Raw genomic sequence first — 17899 nt, 5'->3', positions numbered from 1 at the left:
CGCGGGCACGAATCGGCTCACCCCAGGCTGCGGTCGAGGTTGAGCGCGGCACTGATGAGCGACAGGTGGGTGAAGGCCTGCGGGAAGTTGCCCTGCTGGTTGCCGGCCAGCCCGACCTGCTCGGCGTACAGACCGAGGTGGTTGGCGTAGGTGAACATCTTCTCCAGCGCCAGCCGCGCCTCGTCGATGCGACCGAGCCGCGTGAGCGCCTCGACGTACCAGAACGAGCAGAGCGAGAAGGTGCCCTCGTCGCCGTCGACGCCGTCGCTGGTGGCGTCGAGGTCGTAGCGGAAGACCAGGCTGTCGGAGACCAGGCGGCGCTCGACCTCGGCCAGGGTGGACACGAACCGGGGGTCGTCCGGGGCCACGAACTTCACCATCGGCATGAGCAGCACCCCCGCGTCGAGGGTGTCGGAGCCCTCCGACTGCATGAAGGCCCCGACCTCGGGATCCCAGCTGTGCTCCATGATCCGGGTGAAGATGCGGTCACGGACCTCGCCCCAGCCGGCGAGGTCGCCGGGCAGCCCGCGCTGGCGGGCGATGCGCATCATCCGCTCGATGGCGACCCACGACATCAGCCGTGAGGTCGTGTGGGCCTGGGGGTCGTCGCGGATCTCCCACATGCCGGCGTCGTCGCGCTCCCAGTTGTCCATCAGCCAGGTCAGGGCACGCGTCAGGTCGGTCCAGGCGTCGTAGCTGATGCCCGTGCCGTACTTGTTGTAGAGGTAGACCGAGTCGATGAGCTCGCCGTAGATGTCGAGCTGGAGCTGACCCACGGCGGCGTTGCCCACCCGCACCGGCCGGGAGTCGAGGTGCCCGCGCAGGTGGTCGAGCTCGTGCTCCTCCACCGGCACCTCGCCGTCGATGTCGTAGAGCACGCGCAGCGGGCCGAGCTCGTCGTCGCCGTCGTCGTCGCGGCGCAGCCGGTCGGAGAGCCAGCCCATGAACGCGCCGGCCTCGTCGGTGAAGCCGAGGCGGAGCAGGGCGTAGAGGCTGAAGGCGGCGTCGCGGATCCACACGTAGCGGTAGTCCCAGTTGCGCTCGCCCCCGATCTTCTCCGGCAGGCTGGTCGTCGGGGCGGCGATGATCGCCCCGGTGGGCTCGTGGGTCAGCAGCTTGAGGGTCAGCGCGGAGCGGTCGACCATCTCGCGCCACCGGCCGGTGTAGGTGGACTGGGAGAGCCAGTCGCGCCAGAAGCGGGCGGTGGCGTCGAAGAGCGCGGCGGTGTCGTCGCAGTCGCCCGTCGGGAGGTCCTGGTCGTCGTCGAGCACGTGGAGCACGAAGAGCGCCTCCTCGCCTCCCTCGAGCGTGAGGTCGGCCCGCACGCACCCCTCGTCGGTGGTGAGCGGGGCGGTGGAGGTGACGCCGAGGCGCAGGTCGGCGCCGGTCAGCAGGACTCCCCCGTCGGTCTCCTCGACCTCCGGCACGACCCGGCCGTAGTCGAAGCGGGGCGCCATCTCCATCCGGATGCGCGTGGCTCCCCGCACGCACGCCACCCGGCGCACCACGCGCTGGCGGTGGTCGGGGTCGTGCGGCCGGACGACCGGCATGAAGTCGTGCACCTCGGTGACGCCCTGCTCGGTGAGGAAGCGGGTGACGAGGATCGTGGAATCGGGGAGGTAGAACTGGTGGGTCGTCGTCGCCCCGTCGACGGGCTCCATGCGCCACGCGCCGCCCTCGCCGGGGTCGAGCAGGGCCCCGAAGACGCTGGCCGAGTCGAAGCGGCGCGGACAGAACCAGTCGATCGTGGCGTCGGTGCCGACCAGCGCGCAGGAGCGCAGGTCGCCGATCAGCCCGTGGTCGGAGATGGCGACGAACCCCTCGGCGTCGGCCGGGCCGCCGCCGTGGGGCACCTCAGCCACCGAGCCGCCACCCGCCCTGCGGCAGGTCGAGCGCGGCCTGCGGGCCCCACGAGCCCTTCTCGTAGGGCTGCACCGACGGCGGGTTGTCGAGCACCGGCTGCACGACCTGCCACAGCCGGTCGACCTCGTCGGAGCGGGTGAAGAGGGTCTGGTCGCCGCGCAGCACGTCGAGCAGCAGCCGCTCGTAGGCCTCGAGGGGATCGCCGTCGGGGACGTCGTCGACCAGGTCGAGACGCAGCCGGGCCTCGACGAGCTCCATGTCGGGTCCGGGCTTCTTGGCCTGGAGCTCCACGGTGATCTTGGGGTCGTCGGTGAGCTCGAGCACCAGGTCGTTGCAGCCGGCCTGGTTGGAGAAGATCTTGGTGGCGGGCGTGCGCAGCCGCAGCGTGATCGTGCGCCTGCCCTCGGCCAGCGCCTTGCCGGTGCGCAGGTAGAACGGCACGCCGCGCCACCGGTCGTTGTCGACGAAGGCCTCGATGGCCACGAAGGTCTCCACCTCGGAGTCGTCGGCGACGTCGTCCTCGTCGCGGTAGCCCTCGAACTGTCCGTAGACCACGCGCTCGGGGTCGAGGGGCCGCATGGCGGCGAAGACCGCGGACTTGGCGTCGCGCAGGGTGCCGGCGTCGAAGTCGACGGGGTCCTCCAGGGCGACGAAGCCGAGCAGCTGGCTGAGGTGGGTCGAGACCATGTCCCGCAGCGCCCCGGTGGACTCGTAGAAGCTGCCTCGGCCCTCGAGGCCGAGCGCCTCGGGCACGTCGATCTGCACCGAGGAGACGGTCTCGTGGTTCCACGCCGGCTCGAAGAGCCCGTTGGCGAAGCGCAGGGCGAGGATGTTCTGCACGGCCTCCTTGCCCAGGAAGTGGTCGATGCGGAAGACCTGGTCCTCGTCGACGACCTCCTTGAGGCTGGCGTCGAGCTCGCGGGCCGTCTCGAGGTCCAGCCCGAAGGGCTTCTCGATGACCAGGCGGGCCCGCTCGGTGAGCCGCTCGCGACCGAGCATGGCGATCATGCCCTGCATGGCGCCGGGGGGCACCGAGAGGTAGATCAGGCGGCGCACGTCCTCGACGTCGGCGTCGAGCTCCTCCTCGGCACGGCGCACCACAGCGGCGAGGTCGGAGCCGTCGTCGGCGTTGGAGGTCTGGAAGCTCACCCGCGAGACCAGGTCGTCGAGGATCTCGGCGTCGGGGTGCTCGACGACGTCCTCGAGCCCCTGGCGCACGCGGTCGCGGAACTCCTCGTCGCTGCCCGGGGAGTGCCGACCGCTGCCGATGAGGCGGAAGTCGGCCGGGAGGCGGCCGTCCTCGGCGAGGCGGTAGAAGCCGGGGAAGAGCTTGCGGGCCGCCAGGTCTCCGGTGGCACCGAAGAGCACCATCACGTGCGGCGGCAGGTGCTCGCCGGCGGAGTCGGGTCGAGACGTCACGGTGGACCTTTCGTGGACGGGTTCGTGGGCGCGGTCGTGTGCGCCACGGGGTCAGGACTACCAGCCCACCTGTAGGGGTGACCAGGCCCGCGCCACCGACCGGTCGGCCGCTGGCTAGGCTCCCCGGGTGAGCGCAACCCTCGTCGCCAAGGACCTGGCCGGGGGCCACGCCCACCGCACGCTCTTCGAGGGCCTCGACCTCACCGTGGCGCCGGGCGACGTGGTGGGGGTCGTCGGTGCCAACGGCGCCGGCAAGTCGACGCTGCTGCGCCTGCTGGCGGGTCACGACGCCCCCCTCGCCGGCTCGGTCTCGACCGCGCCGTCGGACGCGTTCGTGGGCTGGCTGCCCCAGGAGCACGAGCGCGTGCCCGGGGAGAGCGTGGGCGCCTACCTCGCGCGACGCACGGGCGCGGCGGCGGCGACCGAGCGGATGGAGGCCACCGCGGCCGACCTGGGCGCGCAGGCGCCCGGGGCCGACGACGCCTACGCCGCCGCCTTCGACCACTGGATGGCCAGCGGCGCGGCCGACCTCGAGGACCGCACCGGGGCGGTGCTGGCCGACCTCGGACTCGTCCTCGGCGCCGACACCCCGATGACCGCCCTGTCGGGCGGACAGGCCGCACGGGTCGCGCTCGCCGTCCTGCTGCTGAGCCGCTTCGACGTGGTGCTCCTCGACGAGCCCACCAACGACCTCGACCTGGCGGGCCTCGAACGGCTCGAGGGCTTCGTGCGGGGGCTGCGGGCCGGGGTCGTGCTGGTCTCCCACGACCGGGAGTTCCTGGCGCGCTGCGTGACCCGCGTCGTGGAGCTCGACCTGGCCCAGCACCAGGTGGCGGTCTACGACGGCGGCTACGACGCCTTCCTCGAGGAGCGGGCCGTCGCCCGGCGCCACGCCCGCGAGGCCTACGAGGAGTTCGCCTCGACCAAGGCCGACCTCGTGGCCCGCGCCCGCACCCAGCGAGAGTGGAGCAGCCAGGGGGTGCGCAACGCCCTGCGCAAGAGCCCCGACAACGACAAGATCCGTCGCCGCGCCCAGTCGGAGTCCTCGGAGAAGCAGGCGCAGAAGGTGCGGCAGATGGAGTCGCGCATCGCCCGTCTCGACGAGGTGGAGGAGCCGCGCAAGGAGTGGGTGCTCCAGCTCGAGATCGCCGCCGCGCCCCGGTCCAGCGCCGTCGTCGCCAGCCTCGACGCCGCGACCCGCACCCTCGGCGACTTCCGCCTCGGACCGGTCACGCTCCAGGTCGACGCCGGCGACCGCATCGGCATCACCGGGCCCAACGGCGCGGGCAAGACCACGCTGCTGCGCCTGCTGCTCGGCCACGACCAGCCCGACTCCGGCCGCTCCTCGTTGGGCGCGAGCGTGGCGGTCGGCGAGATCGACCAGGCACGCTCCGGCCTGGCCGAGGACCAGCCGCTCGGAGCGGCGTTCGAGGCGCTGGTGCCGCAGTGGAGCCAGGCCGAGGTGCGCACGCTGCTGGCCAAGTTCGGCCTCAAGGCCGACCAGGTCAGCAGCCGGGTGGGGCGTCTCTCCCCCGGCGAGCGCACCCGGGCCGCACTCGCGCTGCTCCAGGCGCGCGGGGTCAACCTGCTGGTGCTCGACGAGCCCACCAACCACCTCGACCTGCCGGCCATCGAGCAGCTGGAGCAGGCGCTGGAGTCCTACACCGGGGCGCTGCTGCTGGTCACCCACGACCGACGCCTGCTCGATGCCGTGCGGCTGGACCGACGCTGGGAGGTCGAGGCAGGCGTCGTCACCTCGGTGCTGGGCTGAGCCGGGACGGGATCAGGGCTGAGACAGGGCCGGAGAGGGCTCAGCCCACGCGTTGGGGGCGGTCGTCCAGCAGCCGGTTGGCCAGGAGGGCCGCCTGCGCCCGTCGCTGCAGGCCCAGCTTGGCCAGCACGTTGGAGACGTAGTTCTTCACCGTCTTCTCGGCCAGGAACATGCGGTCGCCGATCTGGCGGTTGGTGAGGCCCTCGGCGATCAGGTCGAGGATCCGACGCTCCTGCGCCGTCAGCGTCCGCAGCTCGGCCGGCACCTCGCGCCGCGGCGCCGGTGTGCGCTCCGCGGCCCGGCGCACCAGGGCGGGGTCGATGAGCGTGCCGCCCGCGGCCAGCACGGCCACCGCGTCGAGCAGCTCGGTGCCGGTGACCTGCTTGAGGACGTAGCCCGCAGCCCCGGCGTGCACGGCGGAGTAGAGCGCCTCGGCGTCGTCGTAGGAGGTCAGCATCAGGCAGGCGATGCTCGGGTCGACCGCGCGCACGTGACGGCAGACCTCGATGCCGGTGCCGTCGGGCAGCCGGGCGTCGAGGATGGCCACGTCGGGTCTCAGCGCCGGGATGCGCGCCATCGCGGTGGCGGCGCTGCCGGCCTCCCCCACGACGGAGTAGCCCTCGACGCTCTCCAGCAGGTCGTGCAGGCCCCGTCGTACGAGCTCGTGGTCGTCGAGCAGAAACAGTGTGGTCACGGCGATCCCCCCTCAGGTCGGCCGAGAACGGGCATGTGGTGCTCCCGCCACACAGTGTGACCGCGACGACAGCGATCGACCAGGGACCAAAGTCCCGACACAGGTCCTCTCCCGCGGTGCATGATGGCGGTCCACGGCCGGGGGACGGATGGATCGCGACGACAACGACGAGGTGCCGGCACTCGGCTTCGACTCGCTGCTGCTGCAGCTGGTCGACCGCGCCGGGGAGCTGATCGGCGCGCGGGACCGGCTCAAGTCGCTCGTGCGCGCCAACCACGACCTCGTCACGGCGCTCGACCTGCCCACCGTGCGACGCCGGGTGTGCTCGGTCGCCGCCGAGCTGGTCGACGCCCGCTACGCCTGGCTCGTGGTGTGGGACGACGACGGCGAGCTCGAGGACTTCGTGCACCACGCGGTCGACGAGGGAGTGACCGGCTCCCTGGGCGGGGCCGTGGACCGCCAGCGGCTGCTCTCCGACGTGATGGCCACCGGCCACCCCCACGGCCTGGTCGCGGCCTGCGCCCCGCACTGCTCGTGCGGCACGCCCGAGCTGCACGAGCCGGAGGGCGGGCTGCTCGTGGTGCCGATCCGTCCTCGCCAGCAGCTGCTCGGCACGCTCTACCTCACCGCCAAGCGCACCGGCACCTTCACCGCCGACGACGAGGAGCTCGTGCACGCCCTCGCCGTCACCGCGGGCATCGCCATGACCAACGCCCGGCTCTTCGACGACCTGGCCTACCGCGAGCAGTGGTCCTCCGTGCTGGCCCAGGCCTCCCGTGACCTGTCGGTGCAGGAGGGCGAGGAGGTCACCGCCCTGCTCACCGGCGCCCGCGACCTGGCCGGGGCCGCGGTGGCCGCGGTGACCGCGCCCGGTGACGACCCGGCCACCCTCGTGACGACCCACGCGGTGGGGCTGGCGGCCGAGGCGTCGATCGGCCTGGTGCTGCCCACGTGCGGCACCCTCGCCGGCAAGGCGGTGACCTCCGGGGTCGCCGCGGCCACCGACGGCGTCGACCAGCTGCAGCCGCACGGCTACCGCGGCATGGGCGAGCTCGGCCACGCCCTCGCGGTGCCCTTCGTCATCGAGGACCGCGGGGTCGCGGCGCTCGTGCTGGCCCGGGAGCGGGGCGAGGGCGGGTTCCTGGGCCGCGACATCGAGATGGCCGAGGCCTTCGCCGCCCAGCTCGGGGTCGTGCTGGCCCAGGCCGAGGTCCGCGCCACCCGCGAGCGCCTGGGTCTGGTGGAGGACCGGCAGCGCATCGCCCGCGACCTCCACGACCACGTGATCCAGCGCCTCTTCGCCGCGGGGCTCGGGCTCGACGCCGTCGTGCTCCAGATCGGCCCGGGGCCGGTGGCCGACCGCATCGCCCTCATGAACGAGGAGGTCAACGCGGCCATCAGCCAGATCCGGCAGAGCATCTTCTCGCTGGGGGCCACCTCCCGCCCCACCTCGCTGCGCGGGCGGGTGGCCGAGGTCGTCGGCACGACGGTCGGCTTCGCCGTGCCCCCGGCGACGACCTTCGCCGGCCCGGTCGAGCACGTGACCCAGGAGTCGCTGGCCCAGGACGTGGCCGCGGTGGTGCGCGAGAGCCTCGCCAACGCCGTGCGGCACGGGCGCGCCGGCACCGCGCACGTGCACGTCGCGGTGCGCGAGGGGTGGCTCGTCGTCGAGGTCGCCGACGACGGCAGCGGGGCCGTCGACCTCACGCCCCGCGCCGAGCGGAGCGGCCTGTCCAACATGGCCGAGCGCGCACGGAGGCGAGGCGGGTCGATGACCGCGGAGGTGGTGCCCCGCGACGACGGCGCGGGCGGCGCGGCCCCGGTCCAGGGCGGGGCGCCCGGCGACCCGCAGGCCGCGGCCGGTGGTGTCGTGGTGCGGTGGTCGGTGCCCCTCTGAGGCACTCCCGACGCCGTCTCACGAGTCCTCCAGGACCGCGGCGTAGAGCGCCACCGCGGCCAGCTGCGAGCGCACGTGGAGCTTGCGCAGCACCGCGCGCACCTGGGTGCGCACGGTCGCCTCCGACACCCCGGCGGCGACGGCGATCTCGGCCACGCTGGTGCCGGCGAAGAGGGAGTCGAGCACCTCCAGCTCGCGCGGCGAGAGCTGAGCGATGCGCCGCTCGACCGACGTCCGCTCCCGCCTGACCCGCGACCAGGCGGCCACCAGCTCGGCCACCGTCTGCGGCTCCACCGACCGGTGCCCGGCCGCTGCCAGCCGCAGGGCGAGGTCGACCTCGCGCAGCGACGACGTGCACTCCACGACCTCGCTGGCGCCCGCCTCGAGAGCCGCGCCCCACCACGGGCCGCGCTCGGTCGTCGTCACCAGGACCCAGGGCGTGCCGACGCCGGCGACGGCGGTGCGCAGGGCGCCGAGGCGCCGCGGACTGCCCACGTCGGCCACCACGAGCACGACGTCGGGCCGGCCGTGCTCGGCGGCGGACCCGAGCACGACGTGCTCGGTGAGGAAGCCGCGCCGACGCAGCGCCGAGGCCACCGTCTCCGCCACGAGACCCTCGTCGGCGACGACCAGCACCCCCGGCCGCGACGGGGCGGGGCGCGACGTCGCCTCCGCGACGAAGGGCGTCACCACTGCCCGCCTCCCCGGCAGCGGGGCGGGGCGGCGGAGCCGGCCGGGCCGGCGGGTCTCGTGGGGCAGACGACGGCGTCTGTGCAGGTCACGGGCCCACAGTGGGGTGTGGACGGGTCGCCGGTGAGACGTCGCACCCCCGCATCCTGACTATTGGGCACGCGCAGGCGCAGCCGCCCGGCGGACCGACCGGTCGACTCGTCAAGCTTGGGTAGGGACCTAAGTCCCTGTGAGGACCCTGAGGGCCGTTCCTAGGCTCCGACCAGTCGCACGCACCGGGAGAGCCCGCGTGGTGCCGGCTGCTGGAGGGGGGCCCAGTGAGTCAGTCTGTCGTGCCGCGGAGTGGGTTCCGCGTGCTGATCATCGAGAACCACGTCCTGTTCGCCGAGTCGCTCGAGCTCGCGCTCGGGGTGGAGGGCTACGACGCGCGCCGGGTGCGCCTGGACGACGTCGCCGGCGCGCCCGGGCAGCTGTCGAGCACCCTGGCGCGGCTGCGTCCGCGGATGGTGCTCATCGGGCTCGACCCGGGGCCGCTGGGCCAGGCGGCCCGCGTCGTGCGCACCATCGCCGCGACCGGCACGCCGGTCGTCGTCGTCACGTCCTCGCCCGACCGCGCCACGTGGGGGGAGTGCGTCCGGCTCGGTGCGCGGCAGGTCGTGAGCAAGACCCGGCCGCTCAACGACCTGCTCGCCGTCGTGCGGCGACTGCACCACGGGCTGCCCGTGCTGCAGGTCAGCGAGCGCGAGGAGCTGCTGCGCCTGTGGCAGGAGCAGCGTCACGACCACGAGGACCTCCGCCGGCGTCTCGAGCTGCTGACGACGCGCGAGCAGGAGGTGCTCCAGGGGCTGATGCGCGGCTCGCTGGTGCGCGACATCGCCCGCGAGTCGGTGGTCTCCGAGGCCACGGTGCGCACCCAGGTGAAGTCGATCCTGGCCAAGCTCGGGGTCTCCTCTCAGCTCTCCGCGGTCGGCATCGCCCACCGTGTCGGGTGGTACTCCGCCGTGGGCTGAGCCGGCGTCGGGGCGGCCCGTATTTGTGCCGTATTTGCGGGATGCCCGCCCCCAGAGCCCTCCCTAGCGTGGAGCGCGATGAGCGGCCCGTGAGGGCGACTCGAGGGGGTAGCAGATGTCGAGCATCGAGCTGGAGCACGCCGGGCCCGAGCCCGGGTCACCGAGGGCGGAGCTCGCCCGGGTCGACGTGGCGGGGGACGGTGGTCTGGTCGACGTGGGTCTGGTCGACGTGGGTCTGGTCGACGTGGGTCTGGTCGACGTGGGTCTGGTCGACGTGGGACTGGTCGACCTGGTGCCCGAGGGTCTGCCCGAGCTGGTGGCCGACCTCGGTGCCGACCTGGCCGCCGACCTGGCCGCCGGGGAGCGGTGGCTCGGTTCACAGGCCACCCGGGCCTGCCGGGCGGCCTGCAACCTCGCAGGTCGCGCGGCCGCGCTGCTGCTGCTGCTGGGCGTGCTGCCGCTGCTGCTGGGGCTCGTGGTCGCCGTGCGGATGGACTCGGCCGGCCCCGCGCTCTTCCGCCAGGTGCGGGTGGGGCGCGGGGAGCGTCCCTTCATCATGCTGAAGCTGCGCTCGATGGAGGTCGCGGCCGAGCTGCGCCTGGAGGCCGTCGCCCACCTCGACGAGGGCAACGGGGTGCTCTTCAAGATGCGCCGCGACCCCCGCGTCACCCGGGTCGGTGCCGTGCTGCGGCGCTGGTCGCTCGACGAGCTGCCCCAGCTGTGGAACGTCGTGCGCGGGGACATGGCCCTCGTCGGACCGCGGCCCGCGCTGCCCTCGGAGGTGGAGGCCTACGACGAGCGGACGCGACGACGTCTGCGGGTGAAGCCCGGGCTGACCGGCCTGTGGCAGGTCTCGGGCCGCTCCGACCTGTCGTGGGACGACAGCGTCCGACTCGACCTGACCTACGTCGACCAGTGGTCGCTGCGCCTGGAGGCCTCGATCCTCCTGCGCACCCTCGGCGCCGTCGTCGGCCGCCGCGGCGCCTACTGACGCGCGCGCACGCGCCAAGGCCGCCACCCGCTCGGGTGCGGAGTGGTCGGCGGTCGGCGGTCCCGGGGCGGGCCCGGGTCGACCGGAGGCTCGTCCACACCGGCAGTGCCCCGACCCGCTCCGGGCGCCGGACACCAACTTCCCGGGCGACGCCCCCACCGACACCCCTCCCCCGCCTGCCCCGCCCCCTGCCCCACCCCATGCCCGGCAACGGTCCTGGGTTGATCGAACGTTCGTTCAACCCAGAAGGGCCTCGGCCCGCCCAGGACACGCAGCCCCACGAACAGCCACGACACCACCGACACCACGGTGCCGCGAGCAGCTGCCCGCTGGCAGTCCTGGGTTGATCGAACGTTCGTTCAACCCAGAAGGACCTCGGCCCGCCCAGGACACGCAGCCCCACGAACAGCCACGACACCACCGACCCACCGACACCACGGTGCCGCCAACAGCTGCCCGCTGACGGTCCTGGGTTGATCGAACGTTCGTTCAACCCAGAAGCGCCTTGGCCCGCCGAGGACACGCGAGCCCACGACGGCGCCGACGCCACCGGCACCTCGACGCCACCGGCACCCTGGTGCCGCCGGCCGCCGGCCGCCGGCCGCCGGCCGCCGGCCGCCGGCGGCCGGCCGGTCGCCGATCGCTGGTCCGCCCGGTCGCTGGTCGCTGGTCGCTGGTCGCTGGTCGCTGGTCGCTAGCGGTCCTCCGTCGACCCGACGTCCGATCACCCAGGAGGGCCTGCGAGGCCACGAGCGTGGACCGACCGACGTGGCGCCGTCAGCGCGGGCACCGTCGCGCGGTGCGACGCCGGCCGCACCCGCGGGCACCGCGCCGAGCCGGGCGGCTGGCACCGCTGGATCGATCCTCCGACGGCGCCGACGGGCCCGGGAACGACGACGCCCCACCCCGCTGCGTGAGCGGGGTGGGGCGTCGTCGTCGGGTGACCCCCCTCCCCCCAGAGGGGTGGGCCCGGGTCGGGGGCGGGCGGTCAGGCCGGTGAGCGGGCCCGGCAGGCGGCCCGGGTCACCGGCGAACCGCCGGCGGCCACAGGAGCGTCGGCGGAGCGCCAGCGGCGACGGGAGCGTCGTCGGAGCGCCCTCTAGGGGTCACTGCGGGTCACTGGGGGTCACTGGGGGTCATTGGAGGGTCACCGTGCGCCAGGCCGTGCGGGCGGAGACGTTGCCGGCCCCGTCGGCCGCGGTCACCTGGTAGCCGTAGCGGCCCGCCGCGGGCGGGGCGAAGGTGTAGGCCCAGGTGGCCGTCGGCACGCCGGGCGAGACCCCGGCGGCGACGGTCGTGTAGGGACCCCAGCCGCTGCCGTTCCACCACAGCTTGCTGACCGTGTCCTGCACCGCGACGCGCACCGAGGTGACCCCGACGGCGTCGGTGGCGTCACCCGAGAGCACCACCGACGGCATCGACGCGGTGGCGTTGGTGGCGGCGGGTGCGAGCACCCGTGCCACCGGTGCGGTCGTGTCGGGTGCCCCGCTCAGCGTGAAGGAACGGGTGGCCGGGTCGGCGTCGGGCGTGCCCGACGCGTCGGTCGCGGTCGCGGTGACGGCGTAGGACCCGGCCGGCGCTCCCGGCAGCGTGTAGCCCCAGGTGGCCGACGGGGTGCCCGAGCCCGTCAGGGTCGCGGCCACGGTGGCCGGCGCGGTGGTGAAGGCGGTGCCGTTCCACGAGCGGCCGGAGCCGTCGGTGATGACGAGGCGCACGCCCGCCACCGCACGGTCGTCGGTGGCGGTGCCGCTCAGCGCGACGTTGCCGCTGGGCAGGCTCGCCCCCGCCTCCGGGGAGGTGATCGTGGTGTCGGGGGCGACGGTGTCGGGCGCCTCCGTGGTCACGGTGAAGGGCACCGAGGGCCGGGAGCCGTCGATGAGCCCGGCGGCGTCGCGGGCCTCCACGGTGATCGTGTAGGAGCCGGCCGCCCGTGGCGTCCACTCCCACGACCAGCCGGTGCTCGTCGCACCGGGCGCGTCCAGCGTCGCGGGCCACGACGTGTACCCCGTGGAGAAGCCGGTCGACCCGCTCCCGCTCCACCAGCGCCCGGTCGCGTTGTCCTTGAGGGCCAGGCGCACGCCGGCGACGCCGACGTTGTCGGTCGCGGCGCCGGCGAAGCGCACCGTGCCCAGCGGCAGCGCCGCGGCGGGGGCCGGCGGTGGGGCGGGGAAGGTCAGCGTGCCGTCGGGGCGCGTGGTGTCGTTGGTGGTGGGCGGCGGCAGCGGCGGCGGGGTGGCGCCGGTCATGGCGAAGGAGCGCACGACCGCGGACCCGGCGTTGACGTTGCCGTTGTGGTCCAGGGTCCGCACGGTGGCCAGGTAGCGGCCACGGGCGCCGACCCCGGGGAAGACGAAGCGCCACGACGCCGAGGTCGCGGGCGCGGCGCTCGAGGTCCACGAGGCGATCGACCACGTCGGGGCGGCGTCCCAGCTGGCGTCGGAGGAGTTCCAGTAGAGCCCGGTGTCGGCGTCCTGCACCGACAGCTCGACGTTGCCGACCGACTGGTTGTCGGCGGCGGTGCCGGTGAGGGTGACCGAGGCCAGCGGCAGCACGCTGCTCTGGGCCGGGGCGCTCACCACCGGGGCCGAGGGCGCGGTCGACTCGTAGGTGCGCGCGGCGGCCGTGTCGTAGACCTGGATCCGGTCGTTGCCGGAGTCGGCGACGTAGACCCGGCCCTGGCCGTCGCAGTCGACGCCGGCCGGGCCCCGGAAGGAGTAGGGGTCCTGGCCGTAGGTGGAGCCCCACCGGGTCACGAAGGTGCCGTCGGGGTTCATGACGGTGACCTTGGCGGCCTGCTCGTCGACGATGTGGACCTGGCCGCCGCAGAAGGTGAGGTCGGCGATGTCGCGGAACTGGCCGAGCGCCGTGCCCGAGGCGCCGAAGGTGGCCAGTGCGTTGCCGGCCTGGTCGTAGGTGCGCACCCGCGTCCCCGAGCCGATGTAGATCGTGCCGGTGGAGGGGTCGACCGCTGTGCCGCTCGCGGTGACCGGGATGAAGTTGGCGTCGGGGTCGTCGACGGTCGGGCTGGCGTCGAGCTCGGCGAAGGTGACGGCGTCGAGGATCTTGACGCTGGCGGCCATCCGGTCGGTGATGATCGCCACCTGCCGGCCGTCGGGTCGGGTGTAGAACTCCACGTCTCCGGGCCAGCGGAAGTGGCCGTTGTCGGTGTCGTCGGAGCCGATCTGGCCGACCTGGCGCACGTAGGTCGGGCTGCCGCCGGCGGTGGTCGGGGCGTTGTAGACCTGGAGGTGGTGGCCACGCTCGTTGACCACCCACAGCCGCTTCGGCGTGGTGGCCGTCGGCGGCTGCACCGCGATGTGGCGCGGGTAGTTCATGTCGAAGGCACCGCCCGGTCCACGACGGCCCCAGGCGCCGAGGGAGGCGCCGGTGGAGCTGAAACGCTGGAAGCGCTGGGCCCAGGCGTCGGCCACCCACACGTCGCCGGTGGCGTCGTCGACCGACACGTCGCGCGGCTGCGCGAGCATGCCCACGGGAGGTCGCCGCGATGGGCTCGGGGCCCGCAGCAGCGGGGTGCCGCCGGAGGTGTACTTCTCGACCTCGAAGCCCCCGAAGTCACCGACCCAGACGTTGCCCTCGTCGTCGACGTCGACCTGGCGCCCGCCGCCGGAGAACTGGCCCGGTCCCTCCCCCTCCCCGCCGAAGCTCCCGACGTAGGACCCGTCGCGGCGGAAGACGTCGATGTCGGAGTTCTCCGCGTCGACGAGGTAGACCCGCCCCGAGGCGTCGTCGACGGTGATGCTGCGGTTGTCGCCGCCGGTCTGGGTGGTGGCGAAGGTCGACAGGTAGGTGCCGTCGCGTCCGTAGACGTAGGCCCGGCGGTTGAAGGCGTCGGTCATGTAGACCTGGTCGTCGTCGGTGATGTCGATGCCGTAGACGCGCGCCTGGTTGGTCTCCGACGTGCCGGGCGGCGTGATGGCCCACGAGCCGAGCTCGTCGACGGTCTGGGTGGCGTCGTTGAAGTGCAGGTGCAGCAGGCGCGGCGGGTTGGCCTCGTCGAGGGTGTTCGCGGTCACCGACAGGTTCTGGTAGTGGCTGTCGAGCACCCACACGTCCCCGGTGTCCTCCTCCACCGTCATCCAGACGGGGTAGAAGGCACGGAAGCGGTTGCCGGTCGAGGAGCTCAGGCTGGCGTCGGCGGTGTAGAGGAAGTTGCCCGCCTTGTCGTACTTGGCGATCGCGGCGGTGAGCGGGTTGTCCTTGAGCTCCGCGACGTAGACCGCCCCGTCGGTGGGGTCGGTGGCGATGCTGTAGGGCTGGCCCAGCGGGTTCGGCCGGTAGAAGTCGCCCAGCGGGTTGCCCTGTTTGTCGTAGCGGCGCACCGAGAAGTTGAGGTAGTCGCCGACCAGCACCTCCTCGGTCACGGGGTTGTACTGCACGCCCCAGGCGAAGACGCCCGGGCGGCCCTGGCCGCCGATGGAGCGCAGGAAGCGGGGCTGCTGGCCCGAGGCCACCGCGGCGTCGGCGGTCGAGCCGGTCGTCGTCACGACCAGCAGGGCCGGGGCGAGCGCCACGGTGAGGGCGAGCAGGAGGCGGGCGGCGGCGACGCGCAGGCGGCTGCGCCGCCCCGGCGTACGGCGCGCAGCGCGCGGTCGGGTCTCGGACGGGTCGGTCATGGTTGCTCCTGGTGCGAGGGACGCCGCGGCGCCGGGGTGTCAGCGGTAGCCGAGGGCGAGGAGCTGGGCGTCCAGCACCTTGTCCAGGGCCGCGACGTCCCCGGTGGCGAGGTCGTCGCGGAAGGCCTCCGAGCGGGCCGGGTCGAAGTGGTGGCGGGCCAGTCCCCGCTCGAAGGACCGGCTCGGCGCCAGTCCCGCGTGGTCGAGCACGGCGCCGAGCGTGCCGCGCGGGTCGGCGACGACGTCCTCGTGCCGCACCCGGATCCAGGACCCGGCCGGTGCGAGGGCGCGCGCGTCGTCGTAGGCCTCCATCAGCGAGCGCCAGGCCAGGCCCGCGAGCACCGGGAAGCTCTCACCGTGCTCGCGCCACAGCTCGTGCAGGTCGGGGCGCAGCGGGCCGAAGAGCAGCCGGCCGGCGCCGCGGTGGCCGTCCCACCACGGCATCTGCAGCCACGAGCTGGCCACCGCCCGACCGTCGCGCACGACCTCGACGACCAGGGCGTCGGGGAAGCACTCCAGCAGCAGGCCGGCGCGCGGCCAGCCGGTGAGCTTGTGCAGGAAGACCGGGGCGCCCAGCGCCTCGGCCCGGTCCTCCACCAGGTCGACCAGCCGCCGCCGCAGCCACGGGGTGGCGTCGGCGGCGGTGAGGTCGCGCGCGGGGTCGACGAGCAGCGGGGACACCTCGCGGGCCAGCAGCCGGTAGGCCTCGCTCGGCGCGAAGCGCGCCCCGCCCTTGCGGGTCACCCCGGCGGGCAGGCGCCGCCAGGCGACGTTGTGGACACGGCGGCTGCGCAGCACGCCGAGGTCGTCGAGGTTGGTCACGAAGCCGGTGTCCTCGTGGCGCGCCAGCACCTCGTGCACCAGTGTCGACCCGCAGCGCCCCGTGCCGAGCACGAAGACCGGCCTCGCCCTCACCGTCGGCCCCTCACCGGTAGCCGTGACGGGCCAGCGACGGCGCGAGGATGCGGGCCACGCCCACCGGCACCTCGCGTGTCGAGCGGTTGCGGTCGGGGTAGCTCAGCCGGCGCAGCTCCGCGGCCCACGCACCGTCCTCGCCCAGCCCGGCGAAGCGGGCGGTCGCGCCGAGGACCGCGACGGGGTCGCGGACCAGCTCCTCGTAGCCCACGTGGCGCACGCGGCCCGGGGCGAGCCCGGCCAGCCCCGCGTCGAGGGCCTCGGTCTCGTGGAGCCAGTGGCGCGCGGCCAGCTCGGCGGGGTCGGCGCCCTGCGCCACCCGGTCGAGCACCCGCGCCCCGCCGTCCCACCACAGCTCCAGGTCGGGCCACCAGTCCACGCCGGTCAGCGAGCGCGTGACGGCACGGCCGTCGCGCGTCACGACCACGAAGCGCGCCCGCGGGAAGGCCTCGGCCAGCAGCGGCACCCGGCGGTTGTGGTCGATGCGCTTGGAGACCACCACCGCGGCGCCGGCGCTGCGGCGCAGCCGCTCCAGGTCGCGCACGAGGCCCGCGACGTCGACGGCGGGGTCGCCGGGGGCGGCGCCGGGCAGGGCGCCGCGGCGCACGAACACCGGCTCGCCCTCCACCGGCTGCGGGAAGAACCGCTCGGCGAGGCTGCGGCGCGAGGCGTAGCGGTAGGCGTCGTCGCCCCCGGGGCCGAACCACACCGCGCGGCGCCGCTCGGGCGCGAGGCGGGCCACGCGGCCCAGGGCCCCCAGCTCCGGCAGGGCCGGGAGCCGGCGGTGGTAGTTGCTGACCCAGCCCGCGCGCGGGTGCAGGGCCAGCGCGCGGTAGACCAGGCTCGTGCCCGAGCGCGGCGCGCCCAGCACGAACAGCGGCCCCGCGTCACCGCGGTCGTCGGGCCGGGCCGGACGGGTCGGCCGGGCTGCGGCGTACGACGTCATGGGGCTCCTCGGGTGGACGTTCTGACCCTCGGAGTCAAGCGAGCCGCGACCCCGTGCAGCGGGGCCCGGCGGGCACGTCCCCAAGAGTGGTGACGGCCCGTCGGGGCGGGGTCGGGGACGCTGATCGCTGCCTAGGTTCGGCGCCATGCAGCTGACCGAGCTCCTCACCGCCGCCGGCCGCGCCCGGTGGCTCCTCGTCGTCCTCCCCGTGCTCTGCGCCGCGCTGTGGGTGGGGGTGCACGCCGACGACTCCCCGCGCGCGACCTCGCTGGCCACCGTGGCCGTGGTCGTGCCCGAGACCGACACCAGCGCCTCGGCCGTGGCCCAGGCCGTCGAGGCCTTCCGCTCGGCGCTGGTCTCGGAGACCGCGGTGCAGGACGCCGGCGACGCCGTCGGCGTCGAGCTGGTCGTCGACCGCGACGTCACCGCCGAGCGCGTCGGCACCTCGAACCTCCTCGACGTCGAGGTGCGCACCCCGCCGGGCACCGACGTCGCGGCCGTCGTCGAGGCCCTCGTGCGCAGCACGGCCCAGGAGCTCTACGTCGCGCCCGTGGGCATCGCCCAGGCCCGGCTCGACCGCGCCGACGCCCGCTACGCCGACGCGCTCGAGCGCCGCGAGGGGCTCACCGAGCGCTCGGGGCTGCTGCTGCCGATCGAGGCCTACCGCGCCAAGGAGAGCGAGGCGACCCAGCTGCGGGTCGCGCTGACCACCGGCCTGGCCAACGGCACGGTGGGCGGCGCAGGGGCCGCCGCGCTCCAGGAGGCCATGGACCGCGCCGAGGCCGACCTGGCCCGGATCGGCACCGCCGTCGACCGCTACGAGCCGGTGCAGGACGAGGTCGAGCGCTCCCGCGCCCTGCGCGCCGACGCCCGTGCCGAGCTCGACGCCGTGCTGGTGCGCCAGGACGCCGCCGTGCAGCCCGAGACCCTCGACGTCGGCGACCCCGTCACCGAGAGCCGCCGCACCCTGCTCGTGCGCGCCGGGGTGACGGGCGCCGTCGGCGGCCTGGCGCTGGCCGCGGCCGTCGTGCTGGCCGCGGGACTGCTGCGCGACCGACCGCGCACCCAC

Annotated in this window: 12 protein-coding genes; 5 read left to right on the top strand and 7 right to left on the bottom strand. The window is 74.5% G+C overall.

Features of this window, described 5'->3' with window-relative positions:
* Nucleotides 1-17: 17 nt before the first annotated feature.
* Together LPA27_RS10980 and zwf are read right to left on the bottom strand one after the other, a co-directional pair.
* A complete protein-coding gene (locus LPA27_RS10980) occupies nucleotides 18-1862 on the bottom strand; it encodes a glycoside hydrolase family 15 protein (protein WP_082500221.1) in 1845 nt (614 codons plus the stop codon).
* Nucleotides 1855-3282, bottom strand: a complete 1428-nt coding sequence (zwf, locus tag LPA27_RS10975; protein ID WP_228942455.1) for a glucose-6-phosphate dehydrogenase — start codon at nucleotides 3280-3282, stop codon at nucleotides 1855-1857. Before zwf ends, LPA27_RS10980 begins: the two co-directional genes overlap by 8 nt.
* 127 nt (nucleotides 3283-3409) lie before the next feature.
* Here zwf and LPA27_RS10970 point away from each other — a divergent pair, with 127 nt between their 5' ends.
* Nucleotides 3410-5053 (top strand): ABC-F family ATP-binding cassette domain-containing protein, encoded by a 1644-nt coding sequence (locus LPA27_RS10970; RefSeq protein WP_228942454.1) that lies wholly within the window; start codon nucleotides 3410-3412, stop codon nucleotides 5051-5053.
* A 40-nt stretch (nucleotides 5054-5093) separates the two neighbouring features.
* On the opposite strand, the gene LPA27_RS10965 is transcribed toward LPA27_RS10970, so the two are convergent.
* Entirely contained in the window at nucleotides 5094-5747 is a 654-nt protein-coding gene (locus LPA27_RS10965) for a response regulator (RefSeq protein WP_056903812.1), read from the bottom strand.
* Between the two features lie 148 nt (nucleotides 5748-5895).
* On the opposite strand from LPA27_RS10965, the gene LPA27_RS10960 reads away from it, so the two are divergent.
* Nucleotides 5896-7644 (top strand): GAF domain-containing sensor histidine kinase, encoded by a 1749-nt coding sequence (locus LPA27_RS10960; RefSeq protein ID WP_228942453.1) that lies wholly within the window; start codon nucleotides 5896-5898, stop codon nucleotides 7642-7644.
* An 18-nt stretch (nucleotides 7645-7662) separates the two neighbouring features.
* Here the strand turns inward: LPA27_RS10960 and LPA27_RS10955 are convergent, their stop codons facing one another.
* Nucleotides 7663-8334 carry a response regulator transcription factor gene (locus LPA27_RS10955; RefSeq protein WP_162242272.1) on the bottom strand — a complete coding sequence of 224 codons (672 nt, stop codon included), beginning with the start codon at nucleotides 8332-8334 and terminating at the stop codon, nucleotides 7663-7665.
* Nucleotides 8335-8687: 353 nt separating this feature from the next.
* Here LPA27_RS10955 and LPA27_RS10950 point away from each other — a divergent pair, with 353 nt between their 5' ends.
* Together LPA27_RS10950 and LPA27_RS10945 are read left to right on the top strand one after the other, a co-directional pair.
* The gene (locus LPA27_RS10950; protein ID WP_228942452.1) at nucleotides 8688-9344 is read left to right on the top strand and encodes a response regulator transcription factor; all 657 of its coding nucleotides are present in this window, start codon (nucleotides 8688-8690) and stop codon (nucleotides 9342-9344) included.
* 115 nt (nucleotides 9345-9459) lie between these two features.
* A complete protein-coding gene (locus LPA27_RS10945) occupies nucleotides 9460-10335 on the top strand; it encodes a sugar transferase (RefSeq protein WP_228942451.1) in 876 nt (291 codons plus the stop codon).
* 1136 nt (nucleotides 10336-11471) lie between these two features.
* Here LPA27_RS10945 and LPA27_RS10940 read toward each other — a convergent pair.
* From LPA27_RS10940 to LPA27_RS10930, 3 genes are read right to left on the bottom strand one after another with little or no spacing between them, the layout of a single operon-like run.
* Complete coding sequence (locus LPA27_RS10940) at nucleotides 11472-14969, bottom strand: Ig-like domain-containing protein (protein WP_228942450.1); 3498 nt, start codon at nucleotides 14967-14969, stop codon at nucleotides 11472-11474.
* Between the two features lie 39 nt (nucleotides 14970-15008).
* Nucleotides 15009-15884, bottom strand: a complete 876-nt coding sequence (locus LPA27_RS10935; protein ID WP_228942449.1) for a sulfotransferase family protein — start codon at nucleotides 15882-15884, stop codon at nucleotides 15009-15011.
* Between the two features lie 10 nt (nucleotides 15885-15894).
* On the bottom strand, nucleotides 15895-16830 hold the full coding sequence (locus tag LPA27_RS10930) for a sulfotransferase family protein (RefSeq protein WP_228942448.1): 936 nt from the start codon (nucleotides 16828-16830) through the stop codon (nucleotides 15895-15897).
* Between the two features lie 145 nt (nucleotides 16831-16975).
* Between LPA27_RS10930 and LPA27_RS10925 the strand changes: the two genes are divergently transcribed.
* Nucleotides 16976-17899: hypothetical protein (locus LPA27_RS10925; RefSeq protein WP_228942447.1), on the top strand; the 924-nt coding region annotated here is incomplete at its 3' end.

Origin of the sequence: Nocardioides sp. Leaf374, assembly GCF_916862475.1 — a bacterium.
GTDB classification, from domain to species: Bacteria; Actinomycetota; Actinomycetes; order Propionibacteriales; family Nocardioidaceae; genus Nocardioides; species Nocardioides kribbensis.
Note: the sequence above shows the minus strand (reverse complement) of the source record. Positions and strands in the feature narration are given on the sequence as shown.

Coding starts and splice junctions, on each gene's coding strand:
- LPA27_RS10930 (WP_228942448.1), bottom strand. CDS start 16,830: ATGACGTCGTACGCCGCAGCCCGGCCGACCCGTCCGGCCCGGCCCGAC.
- LPA27_RS10940 (WP_228942450.1), bottom strand. CDS start 14,969: ATGACCGACCCGTCCGAGACCCGACCGCGCGCTGCGCGCCGTACGCCG.
- LPA27_RS10945 (WP_228942451.1), top strand. CDS start 9,460: ATGTCGAGCATCGAGCTGGAGCACGCCGGGCCCGAGCCCGGGTCACCG.
- LPA27_RS10960 (WP_228942453.1), top strand. CDS start 5,896: ATGGATCGCGACGACAACGACGAGGTGCCGGCACTCGGCTTCGACTCG.